Source organism: Aquimarina acroporae, assembly GCF_023195925.1.
Classification (GTDB): Bacteria; Bacteroidota; Bacteroidia; order Flavobacteriales; family Flavobacteriaceae; genus Aquimarina; species Aquimarina acroporae.
The window spans coordinates 212,466-226,188 of the sequence record NZ_JALPRE010000001.1; the positions used below are offsets into that span (position 1 = coordinate 212,466).

The 13,723-nt window shown below is 32.1% G+C and carries 15 protein-coding genes; 2 read left to right on the top strand and 13 right to left on the bottom strand.

Translation table 11 applies throughout. The annotated features are described in order from the left end of the window. Positions 1 to 17: 17 nt before the first annotated feature. Positions 18 to 1,067, top strand: a complete 1,050-nt coding sequence (locus tag M0D21_RS00970; RefSeq protein ID WP_248325642.1) for a sensor histidine kinase — start codon at positions 18 to 20, stop codon at positions 1,065 to 1,067. Continuing rightward, positions 1,064 to 1,825 carry a LytR/AlgR family response regulator transcription factor gene (locus M0D21_RS00975; RefSeq protein ID WP_248325644.1) on the top strand — a complete coding sequence of 254 codons (762 nt, stop codon included), beginning with the start codon at positions 1,064 to 1,066 and terminating at the stop codon, positions 1,823 to 1,825. Before M0D21_RS00970 ends, M0D21_RS00975 begins: the two co-directional genes overlap by 4 nt. A 21-nt stretch (positions 1,826 to 1,846) precedes the next feature. Here M0D21_RS00975 and M0D21_RS00980 read toward each other — a convergent pair whose 3' ends face one another. The 13 genes from M0D21_RS00980 to M0D21_RS01040 form a co-directional block, all read right to left on the bottom strand. Continuing rightward, positions 1,847 to 2,530, bottom strand: a complete 684-nt coding sequence (locus M0D21_RS00980) for a LytR/AlgR family response regulator transcription factor (protein ID WP_248325646.1) — start codon at positions 2,528 to 2,530, stop codon at positions 1,847 to 1,849. Further along, on the bottom strand, positions 2,527 to 3,270 hold the full coding sequence (locus tag M0D21_RS00985; RefSeq protein WP_248325648.1) for a sensor histidine kinase: 744 nt from the start codon (positions 3,268 to 3,270) through the stop codon (positions 2,527 to 2,529). The genes M0D21_RS00980 and M0D21_RS00985 overlap by 4 nt, the downstream gene beginning before the upstream one ends. 303 nt (positions 3,271 to 3,573) lie before the next feature. Further along, positions 3,574 to 4,269, bottom strand: coding sequence for a family 16 glycoside hydrolase (locus M0D21_RS00990; RefSeq protein ID WP_248325650.1), 696 nt, complete (start codon positions 4,267 to 4,269; stop codon positions 3,574 to 3,576). A gap of 20 nt (positions 4,270 to 4,289) precedes the next feature. Then, a complete protein-coding gene (locus M0D21_RS00995) occupies positions 4,290 to 6,608 on the bottom strand; it encodes an outer membrane beta-barrel family protein (protein WP_248325652.1) in 2,319 nt (772 codons plus the stop codon). 216 nt (positions 6,609 to 6,824) lie between these two features. Then, positions 6,825 to 7,847 (bottom strand): alpha/beta hydrolase, encoded by a 1,023-nt coding sequence (locus M0D21_RS01000; protein ID WP_317249430.1) that lies wholly within the window; start codon positions 7,845 to 7,847, stop codon positions 6,825 to 6,827. A 4-nt stretch (positions 7,848 to 7,851) separates the two neighbouring features. Continuing rightward, positions 7,852 to 8,394, bottom strand: coding sequence for a nuclear transport factor 2 family protein (locus M0D21_RS01005; protein ID WP_248325656.1), 543 nt, complete (start codon positions 8,392 to 8,394; stop codon positions 7,852 to 7,854). A gap of 1 nt (position 8,395) precedes the next feature. Further along, positions 8,396 to 8,920, bottom strand: coding sequence for a nuclear transport factor 2 family protein (locus tag M0D21_RS01010; protein WP_248325657.1), 525 nt, complete (start codon positions 8,918 to 8,920; stop codon positions 8,396 to 8,398). 81 nt (positions 8,921 to 9,001) lie between these two features. Beyond that, complete coding sequence (locus tag M0D21_RS01015; protein ID WP_248325659.1) at positions 9,002 to 9,916, bottom strand: helix-turn-helix domain-containing protein; 915 nt, start codon at positions 9,914 to 9,916, stop codon at positions 9,002 to 9,004. A gap of 52 nt (positions 9,917 to 9,968) precedes the next feature. Next, positions 9,969 to 11,003 carry a bestrophin family protein gene (locus tag M0D21_RS01020; RefSeq protein ID WP_248325661.1) on the bottom strand — a complete coding sequence of 345 codons (1,035 nt, stop codon included), beginning with the start codon at positions 11,001 to 11,003 and terminating at the stop codon, positions 9,969 to 9,971. A 40-nt stretch (positions 11,004 to 11,043) separates the two neighbouring features. Then, complete coding sequence (locus M0D21_RS01025) at positions 11,044 to 11,952, bottom strand: helix-turn-helix domain-containing protein (RefSeq protein ID WP_248325662.1); 909 nt, start codon at positions 11,950 to 11,952, stop codon at positions 11,044 to 11,046. Positions 11,953 to 11,958: 6 nt separating this feature from the next. Continuing rightward, complete coding sequence (locus M0D21_RS01030) at positions 11,959 to 12,450, bottom strand: SRPBCC domain-containing protein (RefSeq protein WP_248325664.1); 492 nt, start codon at positions 12,448 to 12,450, stop codon at positions 11,959 to 11,961. Positions 12,451 to 12,492: 42 nt separating this feature from the next. Continuing rightward, positions 12,493 to 12,693 (bottom strand): hexameric tyrosine-coordinated heme protein, encoded by a 201-nt coding sequence (locus M0D21_RS01035; RefSeq protein WP_317249679.1) that lies wholly within the window; start codon positions 12,691 to 12,693, stop codon positions 12,493 to 12,495. A gap of 42 nt (positions 12,694 to 12,735) precedes the next feature. Further along, positions 12,736 to 13,611, bottom strand: a complete 876-nt coding sequence (locus M0D21_RS01040) for an alpha/beta hydrolase (protein WP_248325668.1) — start codon at positions 13,609 to 13,611, stop codon at positions 12,736 to 12,738. Positions 13,612 to 13,723 lie beyond the last annotated feature (112 nt).

Here is a 13,723-nt window from a genome sequence, read left to right on the forward strand (position 1 = left end):
ACAAATGATATGATTACATGTTAAAAGGCGGGAGAGTATATATATACGGGACATTCGTTCTATTAATTGTGTTTTTCAATTTCATTTATGAATTAGAGCACACCACTTTACAAGAAGCGATACAGGAAACTATAGTGATTTTTCCTACCACTTTTTTGTTTATATGGATCATCTATAAAGTAAGGGAACTTTTGACCACAGAAAACGCCTTGTTTAAAAAAAGAATGATAGATCCTCTTAACAAAATTGGTGTAATCACAATGATTGCTTCCAAAACATTAGTTATTAGTGTTTTATGGGAGTTAATTACATTTTACTTTTTTGAAGAAGACGACGATGTTGATTCTGGTCTTTCAGAAAGCGCTCTTTTTTTGGTTGTTATGGTAAGTGTTCTCATCGTTACACTCTTTGTTTATTTCTTTGAAAATTACCTTACGGTCATTGAGAATAGACATAAAATGAAGATGGAGTTGTCGAAACATGAAAGTGAAAAAATTATATCGAAATACCTATCATTAAAGAAACAGTTAAACCCTCATTTTCTATTCAATAGTTTTAATAGTCTATCAGCTCTCATTCACACAGATGCTCAAAAAGCTGATACTTTTTTACAAGAATTATCGAATGTATATCGATATAATCTGGACTACAGTGAAGAACTCGTAGTTCCTGTTGAGAAAGAACTGATTTTCATGAAATCTTATATGGAGTTACAGCGAATTCGCTTTAAGGAAGGGATTGTCATCAATTATCATATTGATGCCCCCAAGATGAATTACCTTATACCTCCCATGACGTTGGAACTACTTGTAGAAAATGCCATTAAGCATAATAGCATTACAATAGAAAAACCTTTAATAATCAATATCGTTACCGAAGATGATTACATCATAGCTGAAAACAATTTTCAACCAAGAAAAACACCTATTGGAAAAGAATCTTCTTTGGGAATAGGATTAAAGAACTTAAAAAATCAATATGATCTTATACACAAAGAATCTCCCAGTTTTACCATAGAAAATCAAAAATATATTGCTAAAATCCCTTTAATAACCCCAAATTTATGATACAAGCAATAATTATAGAAGATGAAGAAATAGCTGCAATTAAACTACAAAATATGGTTCATGAATTAGATTCTGAAATTCTCATTACTCGTATTTTACCTTCCGTAAAGGAATCTGTAAATTATCTTAAAGAAAATTCTCCGGATCTCATTTTTTTGGATATTAATCTATCTGACGATAATTCTTTTGAAATATTCAATCAAATTGAAAACATTACCTCTAAAATAATTTTTACCACCGCGTACTCCGAATATGCTATTAAAGCTTTTGAGCAAAATAGTATAGATTATTTACTAAAACCAATTGCAAAAGAGAAATTACAACGCAGTTTGGATAAACTAAAACAATTTGAAAAGCAATATGAACATCATTTAGACTATACCAAGCTTTTAGGAAATATGGAAGATTCTTATAAAAAGCGCTTTCTAGTAAAAAATGGAAATCAATTAAGGACCATCAACATCGAAGAAATTGCATATTTCTATTCTGAAGACAAGGTAACTTTTATAAAACTGAAAAATTCTGAGAGGCTACCTATAGAGTCTTCTTTGAAGAATATTGAAAACATGATTGATCCAAAGAATTTTTATAGGATCAACAGAAAATATCTAGTACACACCACTTCTATCTCAAAAATGTATTATTCATCGAAGTCTAAAATTATTCTTCATCTTACTCCAAAGCCAGAAGATTCTCAAATTGCAGTTGCTATAGAAAAGGTTGGTAAATTTAAAAAGTGGTTAGGTGGCGAGATCTAATGTTTTCCCTTTATAACACGACTATTGATCGTTCTTGATAATACTTAAAAACCTATTTTTATAGGTTTTTCCTATTGGGAGAGCAAAGTCTTCAATATATACCGAGTTGCCATATACTTTTGTAAACTTGTTCAGGTTGATAATATATGACCTATGTATTTGTAAAAAGTTGAAATTAGCTAATTTTTCAACCCAATTTCGTAAACTATCCAAAATCATAATCTGTTGCTCAGAGGTGATAATTTTGACATAATCTACTTCTGCTTTGATGTACAAAATATCATATACATTAATGTTATAGATGGTCTTATCGGCATACAAAAAAAGTTGGGAATCTAGTTCTTTTTGTGGTATCATATATTGATCCCTAAAACGCGTTATGGCTTTAAAAAAACGCTCGTAAGAAAAAGGCTTAACCAAATAATCGAGTACGGCTTCTTCGAAAGCTTCTACTGCATAATTAGAAAAAGCAGTGGTCACAATTACCTTCGGAGGGTTTTGCAACGTTCTTAAAAATGAAATTCCGTTTAGTTCTGGTAATTGAATATCTAAGAACAAAATATCTATACTACTTAATATCTCTAAAGGAATATCTAAACCACTTTCATAGACTCCTAAACATTTGATAAAAGGAGTTTTGAGAATATAACTTTGTAGTATCTCTTGCGCAGCTAACTCATCTTCTATAATTAGGCATTGTATCATAGTTCAATTTTCAATAGTACAATAAACTTTTGTCCTTCTTGTTTGATAATTAACTCGTGTGTTTCAGGATACAACAATTGTAGACGCTTTTGAGTACTTTTCATACCAACCCCACTTTTTTTCCATGTTTCGTCAAGACCCAATACTGTTTTATCACTGTCGCTGTATGGATTTTCACAGGTAAAATACAAATTGTTATTATTTAGTTTAATATCAATATTTATATTATGCCCCGTTCCCTTTAGTATACTCGTATATTTAAATGCATTTTCTATAAACCCTATAAGTAATAGTGGAGCTATTTCCTGTTTTTCATGATCTATCTCTGAAGAAAAGCTAACGTTTACCTTTTCAGAAAGACGTTCCTGTTGTAGATGGATATAATCTCGTATGTGCTGTATTTCATCCTTAATAGCAACTAGATCGTTTTGACTTTTATCAAGTACATACCGGAAACTATCAGACAGTTTTAAGAGTAATTCTGGTGTATTATCATCTTTTCGAAGTGCATTTGCATAGATCGTATTTAGTGTATTGAATAAAAAATGCGGATTTACCTGTGCCTTGAGAGCGTTTAGTTCTGCCTGCTGCTTTTCTTTAAGAAGATTCTCAAACGCTACTTGTTTCTTATAATTAGTTTTAATAGCGTAAATCGTATAAAAAACAACTCCAAAACTTATATAAGTTAGTAAATTGGTGAGAAAGTGGACTAGAAAACCACTTTTATGTTCGTGAAACATAATATCGAAATATTCATATAACATTATATTCAGTATGAGAAAAACTAGCACTAATGGCATATTTTTTAGTTTATTTTTTTTGGGGAAATACCAAAAATATAGAACATATGAGATAGTCATTTTAAAAAATAAAGCATTCAATTCGTGTAAAAAAGACATCATATATCCCCCTTCTCTTCCTGCATATTTTATATAAGGGTATGCAAGAACCATACACCAAATAAAAATATGCAAGAATGGCTCTACCTTTACAAATCGTTGATATGCATTTTTAATCTCTTTCAATACTGACAAATTACAATTTTATTCATGAGAAATTACTAAATCTTTAATTGCAGCTTTGGCAAAGATGACATTTTCACCGGTAGTACCACTAATACGAAACATAAGATGACCGTTAGGTAGTGGTTTACAATCTTCTTGTTCAAAAATAAGCTTATCATTTAGCTTAAACCATAATTTATGCCCTCTTTTCCCTATTTCCACATCATACCACTTCCCTACTTCCATAATATTCTCTTTTGTGTTTTGATAAAACCCTCTTTTATTAGGAGACTCATTCTTAAAGAAAAAAGGTGTATTTCCATGTGACCTATTATTAAAAGTAAGATTGTAATGCTCCAAATGTGTTCGCCATGTCCAAAATTCGCTTCCCTTTGTCTCTAGTGGTGGTAGAGTTAACCTTTCTGTAACTCCTTTATCTGACGCTGAAAAAAGTACAATAAGAACAGAGGAATCAGACATTGCTTTTACTTTATAATTCAATTGTAAATCTCCTTGAAAACTTTGTGGGCTAATAAGGAAAAAACCATCAGACCCCTCTACTTCTTCCAGAATCAATTGATCATCTTGAATTGTAGTTTTTCCTTTATCCAGGGTTTTCCAGGCACTAAGTTCTTTTGGAGTAATTGCATCGCTAACAAGTGAGTTATTATTACAACTAAGTAATCCTAATACAAGACCAAAAGATATCAGTATGAGCAAAAAAATTGTTTTCATAATTGTTTATTTATATTGTTTTAATCTGTAGAACCATCGTGAGAATAGTTCCGCTTTTTTCTGTTTCTTGTTTTTTCAGAATTCTGAAAAATTCTATAAGTAAGCCCAAATAGCCAACCGAAAGTTTGTGATTGAAACCTCCATGTTTCTTTTTCGGTAATATTAGACAGTACCAAAGTTCTATCACGCAAGTTTTGATCAAATACATCAATTATTCTTAGGTTAACCACAAGCTTGTTATCCAAGAATTTTGTTCTAACCGCTAAATCCAAACGATTTCTTGGCGCTGTGAAGTGAAAAATACTCTGATTTTTAGGAGTATAGCGATAGGTAATATCACTACTTATTGTTTTAGAAAGTTTAAATGTATTTTTAAAAATGATATTAGAACTATATAAGTTATCCCATGTGACATTAGGTTGATTAGCATCCGTATAGTAATAATTAGCAGATAATTGTGCGTTCCAAAAATTGGACATATTGTATTGCATTGTACTTTCAATCCCATAAGAATTTCGACTGCCTAAATTTTCAAAACTAACATTTCGCACCCCGTTTTCATCAATATTATCCACCCATTGTATTACATCTTTTCTATGTCTATAAAAAACTGATAAAAAGGCTTTTAACTTATTTTGGTTGTATTGATAATTTAACTCAATATTATCTGAAAATTCAGGTTTCAAACCTGGGTTAGCGTTCCATTGAAAATATTGATTCCCAATTTGAAAAGGGTTAATATTCCTAAAATTAGGACGAGATATTCTTTTACTGTAACCGGAAGCAAAGGTATTGTGATCATTCAATACATATGATAGATGGATGGTTGGAAATAAGTTGGAGAAATCAAGGTTTAATTCCTGATTGGTAACTGAGTTTATACTTTTAGAATTAAAATATTCATAGCGAAGTCCTGTTTGCCAGTTCCACTTTCTATAGGTGAATTTTGTCTGAATATATAACCCAACTATGTATTCATCATATTCAAAAAAGTCATTGGTAGTACTAGATCCACTCAACTCTAATTCTCTTGAGCTGTTAAGAGCTCTATAGTTTCCAGACAAACCTCCTTCCACGCTAAAATCATTTAATGGCAACTGGTAATCAAGAGCAAACGCATGTAAATTATTGATATTTGTTTGTTCCTCTCTGGAAATAAATACACTTTCTTCGAAATCTTCGGCGGGTAAAATATTCTTATTATTGGTGAGATTGTAGTCGACTTCTAGGAAATGCCCTTCTTTAGCAAAATTTGCTCTGTAGTTTACATTATAATCGGTTGTTTTATGGGTATGTGAAGAATTTCGGGTATATACAAAATCAGGAGTATTAGTTACATTACTATAAAAGGTGTTGTTATAAAAACTATGAAAATCATGGGTATGATCTATTTGGAAAGATAATACCTGACTATCATTTAAAAAAAAATCTAACCCAGACGAAATCCTTGACACTCTTCCATTAAAATCATGTGGAGCATAAAAATCTCTGGTATTGCCATTGGTATATCTCTGATTGATCCATTGCTCACTATCCATATTTCTCTGGCCATCTGAGGCATTAAGCCTTATATTTATGTTCGACAAATTGTAATTAGTATCTAACCCATAGAGATATCGTTTAGTACCCACAGAAGAATTAAGGCTTAAATTAAACCCCTGGTCTATATTTTTTTTTAGAAGAATATTAATAATTCCTGATAAACCATTAGCATCGTTTCTAGCAGAAGGTGATGTGATGATCTCTATTCTATCTATATATGATGATGGTATTTGCTCTAGTAATTCTGCAGTGTTGAGAGGCGATGGTTTTCCGTTTACCAAAATCCGAACGTTTCCAGCTCCACGCAGTGAAATGGAACCTGTTCCCAAATCAGTTTGTATTTCAGGAAGTTGATCAAATGCTTCTAAAGCTGAAGTCCCAGATTGCTGTAAATCTGCGCCCAGATTGATAATTTTTCTATCTATTTTTAACTGTGTAGTTGTCTTTTCTGATGCTATGACCACTTCATCTAACACATCGTAAATCGGCTCTAAGTTAATTTGAACACTCTGGGGTTGTTCTATTGCAGTAATATCCAAACTAACTGTTTGATATCCGATAAAACTGATCTCTATATGAGTAGATTTTTTTCTTGATTCTAGTTCAAATTCTCCATCCTCATTGGTTGAAACACCATTTATCAACGTTTTATCATTGTATTCTGCTACGGTTGCAAATGGAATTACTTCGAACGTATTAGCATCCTTTACTACTCCTCGATATATGTTCTTTTTGCTTTGAGAAAAGCTCAAACTGTTAGAAACTATTATAAATACTATGAACAGAGTTAATCGCATTATATTAATTTTGCACCATTTACATAAAATGGTAATACGCCTCAAATGTGATCTTTTGTCTCTACAATTTTAATTTTAATCTGTTAACATACCGTATTCATCTGTTAACGTATACATTGGGAATAAAAAACGATTCGTAAAACCTCTTGATAAACCAATAAATAAAGCGAAGATGGATATCCACCTTCGCTCTTCCTGTTTTGCTATGGTTCTATTTTAAAGGTTTATATGAAAAAAGTCACTTGTTTTTTCAACAGCAAGGCTTACTTCCTTTTCTTGGTCATAAAAAGCAAATTGATGCATTGGAGATGCTAATTCTGTTTCTATCCAAACCAGTTCCTTGTTTTTGGAGGGGACAGTTTCATAATATTTCTTGGTGTACTCGGGTAATACACACCCATCAGAATGAATCATAAATAAAGGTTTATCCAGTTTTGAAGCCGAAGGAAAGGGGTCAAGAGTTAACCAATCTTCCCACGTTGCCACTGCAAATTGGTCTGCACTCCATTGGGGAATTGCTCCGCGTTCTGGGTTTAGATAATAATCAAACTCACCAAACATTGCAGCATCTGGATCGGTTGTAGAAATGGCTTTTATATACGTAAACTCTCCTGTTTCGGCATATTTCTTCTTGGCATCTTGTGCTGCTTTAATTTTCGCTTGCACTCCTTCTTCTCCTCCGTAAAAAAGTTTTACCGCCTCTGCATCGTGTAACCATGAAGCTGTGGTTGCTACAGCTTTAATATCCTTGTCTTCTGCAGCTGCCATCAAGGTATACATAGAACCGGCACAAACCCCAAATGCTCCTATTTTGGTATTGTCTACTTCTGGTAACATTTTTAGATATGCTACAGCATTATGAATATCTTCAATTTTCATTTCTGGATTCTCCCAAGATCTTGGTACACCTTCACTTTCGCCATAGTTTCTAAAATCGAAAGACAGCATAATAAAACCATTTTTAGCAAATTGTTTTGCATACAATCCCGCCATTTGTTCTTTTACCGTGGTCCAGCTACCAGAACACACTATTGTAGGATATGCATTACCTTCTTCAAAATTGGGAGGATAATATAGATTTCCTACTAGATTTAGACCTCCACTTTTAAATTGTATTGTTTTCATTTTTTGATACGTTTTTATAGTTTTTGTTTCTTGAATGTTTTGAGTTTTCGTAGTTTGCTTGCAGGACAAGACGACCATAATCATTGCCAGCAAAAAAGTGATTTGTGTTCTCATAGTATTATTGTATTTGGTCAATTAATCCAAACCCTTTTGCAGCTACAATGGGGTTAAAAATTTCGACATATTCAGTGATTTTTCCGTGATCATTAAATTTGAATGTTGAATAGTAGTTATTACTATAAACAGATTCACTATTTTTCAATTTGATGTTACCGGTATACTTTACAAATACCATTCTTGGGTCTTCCATGGCGTATATTTCTTCTATTGGAAAACTCATGCCATCGAAGTTGGGAAATACTGGAGTCCAGTATGCCCTTATTTCCTCCTGACCATTGGCTCCTTTTGGAAATAATCCAGAATCATATGGGTTAATGTGCTTTCCCTCATTTGCAAATAAATCTACAAGGGCATCTACATTTTCTTCTTCCAGAGCTCTGAAAAAAGCTTTCACCGTGACTTTGTTTTTTGTTGCGATTTCTATTTTCATGTTGTGATTTTGTTTTAAAGCACCGATCTCTAATTGTAATTGCCGTACTTGATCTGATTTTTTGCAAGAACCAAGCAATACAATTACTATAAGAAGTATTGAAAGTCTCATACTAATTTGTTTTACTACTATTTATGGCTTTCTCGATGAGTTTTGAGTTACCATCTTGGTATTTATAGTTGAATTTCATTTTTGTGATTTTCCAAGTATCTTTATTTCGTTCCAGATCAAAATCATAACTCCCGACCACTGTCCATACATTTCCATTTTCATCTTCTAGATAATGTGTTGCTGTGCCATAGCAAAAAGAATGAGCCTTGTCCTCATTTATCTCAGTAATAAAATTTCCAATTTGATGATGTGTATAGGTAAAACCGGGTAAAACCCCTTTCCAAGCTGTAGTAATTTCATTTGGAGTAACTTCGGTAGCAGGATTACCACTCATGGAGGAATAATCTAGAAGTACTTTTGGAGAAAATTGTGACTCTACCTTACTCCAGTTTCTGGTATCGGTATTTACAAAAAGTTTGGTAATTGTTTCCTGAATTTTGTTTACATCTTCCATTTTTATTGTTTGTTTTTGAGGATTTTGAACCCCGAAGCATAAAGCAAATAGCAAAATAAATGTAGTCTTCATAGTTCTTTGTTTTTTGATAGTACAAAGATGAAGACATCACTTTTTGGAAGAATTATAAAATCAAATCAAGAAGTATAAAAATCAAAGATTTCCTGTTTTTCTAAAGGTATTTGGTGTTTGATTGGTTAGTTTTTTGAAAAAACTACTGAAATTGTTTGGGGAATCAAAATATAGAGAATAAGCGATTTCTTTAACGCTCATTTGTGTTTGTAGTAATCTAGATTTCGCTAATCGCAATATATGTTCATTAATATGTTGTTTTGCTGTGTGCCCTGTAATACTTTTTACTGTAGCGTTTAAATGATTTGGATGCACAGCCAATAAATTGGCATAATAACCTGTAGAATGTGTTTTTTTGCTTCCTAATCTGTTATCGTAAAAGCTTGTCTCTATTTGAGTCTGAAATCTAGACAACAGGTTTATATCTGCTTTTCTAAATTCTTTTATAGCCTCTTCTTTTGCCACTTGTAAGTTAAAAAAACGTTTTACAAAATTTAGTAGTACCAATACCTGAGCTTCAATGATCTGAAGAGAATCTTCTTTAAGTAATTGTTGTTCTTCATAAATAGATTCATAAATCGATAATAACTTTGATACTTCATCAGGCTGCACTGTAAATGGAATAGATTTATCTATTTTTAAAAACGGAAAATCGGTCAATAACTCTTGTAAATGCTTAGATTTTGTGATAAACTCTTTAGAAAACATCAAGTAATACCCTTTCCAGTCGGCAACAATATCCCAGGAAATTATTTGAAATGGTGAGTTAAAAAAAACTGTTGCACCTTCAGGGAAATTGGTATGATGACCAGAAATAGCTTTTCCAGAACCCTCTACTTTTATGGCGATAGCATAGAATTCGTGCTTAAAAGGAGGCATTTTAGCAATTACCGTTGGCATATTCTCTTCAAAACTTCTAATGTCGAAATAGGATTGTTTCGGAGAAGGAATTTGTATCGCGCGACAATAAGAATCAATAGTTTTGAAATGCTGCATATATCAAAAATACTGTTCTTAGATAAACTGTAGAAATATCTTGAGAGTAGAATTACATTAATATTCCATTTACAGGTGCTATAGCAGGAGGTAAATCTGTTTCACCAAGCATTTCCATTAAATCTATTTCTATGATACGACATAAGGACAACATAGGAATATCGTTGGCCATTCCTTGAAAAGGGTTTTCTGAATAATCACCAATTACTTCCATCATTACGTAAACCCAACCAATTAATACGGTAATAGCAATAGCCAGTCCTGTTCCCCACTCTCCTATTTTAGATAACTCTGGTATCATACTGAATGGTAGCAATATGATAAAAATGGCAACAAAATACCAACTCATATTTGCATATTGACGAGGTAATGGAAACTTCTTAATTCTTTCATTTTTACCTTGAAGTGTGTAAAAGCTCTTTAGAATATTTACCATTTCCATATGCCTAAAGTCATCTATTAATCCTTTTTCTCTAAGTTCTTTTAAATCTCGAGACTGTTCATTAATAATTTGAGTAGCTGTATTGGTATAATTAACCAACCTATCATGTTCGTCTTTTGGTAAGTAGTTTTTCAATTCGGTTTTGGTAACTTCGTCATCTACCAAACCTATTCCGAATTTCTTTTGGTACTTTCTGGCGGTTCTTGCCGTAAAACCTCCCTGACTGATATGTTCCCATGGTGTAGCCACTAACAATTGGCTTCTATGTGCATACAACCATGCAACATGCCTATAGATAAGTCGTTTTTTTATTTTATTGATTTCCTTTTCATCTGGTTTTTCATCAACGAAGAAATCTGATATATAGTTATCTATCATAGTCCCCCAAGTACGACTGTCATTTACAATACCTCCCCATATTTTACGTGCTTCCCACATACGATCATACGCCTGATTGTTTTTAAAACCTACATAAAATGCTACTGCTGTACCTATAACAGAAACAGGTAACCAAGGAATACTAAATTCAATGATATTAAAATAATATAGAGCAGAGATAGCGCTCATAAATGCAGTTAACCATATAATATGATGAGCACTCCATGTTAATACTTTAAATAAACTTATTCCTTTATTTACAATCATTTGTCAAATTTTATTAGGATTATCGTGTCCTAAATATAAACTAATTTGAACTTCTGTATTGTGTTGGAGTTAATCCTGTTTTGGATTTAAATAACTTATTAAAACTCTGGGGGTACTCAAATCCAAAATCATAAGCAATTTCACTTATTGATTTTGATGTAGTCAACATTTTTGTTTTTGCCTGATCTATCAAAAAACTATTAATATGCTCCTTCGCACTAATTCCGGTTTCGTTTTTAAGTAAGTCACCTAAATAGTTTGCAGACATATTTAGCTTATTTGCACAATAACTTACCGTTAACACTCCAAGATCTTTATATTTTTCAGAATCAAAATACTCAGACATAATTTCTTGGAATTTCGTGACAAGATCTTTATTTAGGTTGGTTCTCGTAAAAAACTGACGATCATAATAACGTTTACAATATTTAAGAAGTAAATCTATATTGGTTATAATCAACTCCTGGCTGTGTTTATCGATATTTTGATTATACTCTTTTTCGATCTTTTTCACAAGATCTGTCAATGAGCTTTTTTCTTCATCAGATAAATGTAAAGCTTCATTAGTTTCATAGTTAAAAAAAGAATAGTCTTTAATTATTTTACCTAGTTCTGATTTATGAATTAAATCTGGGTGAAATAATAATGTCCAACCTGAAGATCCTTTGTATTCGGGACGATTTTCTATTTTAATAGTTTGATTAGGCTTCATAAACACCATGGTTCCCTCTTGAAAGTCATATGAATTCCGACCATAATTTAATGAACCCGAGATTCCCAATTTTAGACTAATCTGATAAAAACTAAAAACATAAGAATGATCTCCATAATCATAATTAGTCATCTTATCTGTAATTGGTAAAACAGACACTAACGGATGCTTTGGTTTAGGGAATTGTAAAAAATCATGCACCTGACTTATAGTTTCTATGTTTATGATGTTTTTCATTAATAACTAATTTAAAGATTCTACACGAGTTTTTAATGCATTATTCAATTTTGCATAAGCCTCTTCAACAGGTTTAGGGTTCCAAAAATTGACTCCAATCCCTTTATAATCTTCATGAATCACTACCATTGTTTGGTTTTCTAAAGGTACTAAGGAATATTTATGGTTATAGGTTAATACCATAGGAATCCCTCCTGCCTGATTTAATAATACATTAGGTTCTATTTTAATAACTGTGGCTGGTATTTCACTTTGGTTGTTTACATCTTGTGTAAATTGATATGTTACTTCATTACCTTCTCTTACCTCTCCTGCAATCAATTTCATAACAGGATTCCATTCTTTATAGCTATTTGTATCTATTAAAACCATCCAAACCTTTTCTGATGATGCATCAATCACAACTTCATGATGCACAGATTTTTTTCCTGTGAAATATAGAATGACTAGAATTACGATCAGAACTAGAATTACTATAATAATTTTAGAGTTAAACATATATTCATTTTTTGGTTATTAAAATTTTCTATATCCCTTTAACTACTTCCAGTAATTGTTTGCAGTAGCAATTGTATGAAAATTAAGTGCTATCAATTGAGAAGAAATAGTCATATCAACAACTTCTGAGGCATATTTTAATTTTGTTTTATTAAAAAGCTTCCCTCTAGATTGACTTGCTTCTAATCTCATTTGAGACAATTTAACCACAAGCTCAAAACCTTTTTGAGGGTTATTTATGATCTATGAAGGGAGCTATAAATGGTCATTTTTCATTTCTTTATCTTAATTAAGATATTTATCAAACCATTGGACAATTTTTTTAGGGTTTTTACCCAGCCATGCGTAAGCCGCGCCACGTTTTTTTTCTAAATCTATCATGAGTAGCTCTTTCTCGACAGTTAAATCTTCATAATATTGCTGTACCATTCCCATATTGGTCATAGGATCATTACTATTTTGTATCACCAATGTCGGTACCGAAATATCTTTTACATACGGTAAAAAGGAATCCCCATCTAGAGCTATATTACGCTTACTTTTGTTGTATTTATTTCCTGCATTTATTAGAAAATTTGGTAACCCCATAGCTTTTACAAAGTAATCATAAGTCAAGGGTTGTATTGAAATCATAGTTTTCAAGTTTGTAAATTGTTTCATGTCTTCCATACCAAATGCAAAAGTACTGGCTCCTTGTCCCATACAAATCGATAACAATCCTATGTTAGCGTTTTGATAATCATTATGACTAGACACAAATTGTAAAGCGGCTACAACATCTTTACGTTCCTCTAGTCCCCAGGTTACCCAACCATGCTGTTCGCTATTTCCATGATTACGCATATCATACATTAATATCGAATATCCGGCTTCAACCAAGTATTTGGCTTGATCCAAAAAATGAATATCGTCTGTCCACAATACGTTTTTCATCATTCCTTTACCTTCTTGTGTAAATCCACATCTGGAGCATTGTACACCAAAATGTGACTGAATAATAATTTTGTCGGTCCCACCTTTAATTAACCAACCTGATAACTTGACTCCATCAGAGGTTTCAAAGGTTACATTTTCATAACTTAAATTGTATTTATCTGGAGTTTCAAACACCGGAGACTTACCAGGTTTAACCATCATATCTGATATCATTTTACCGAACATAATTGCTGATTTTTAAATTTTACACAAATTTAATTATCAGATGTTGAGTTCAATAAACCATTTTACTTGATAAGTAAACCGTTTTACTTCTAGTAAATAAAAATGATCTAAT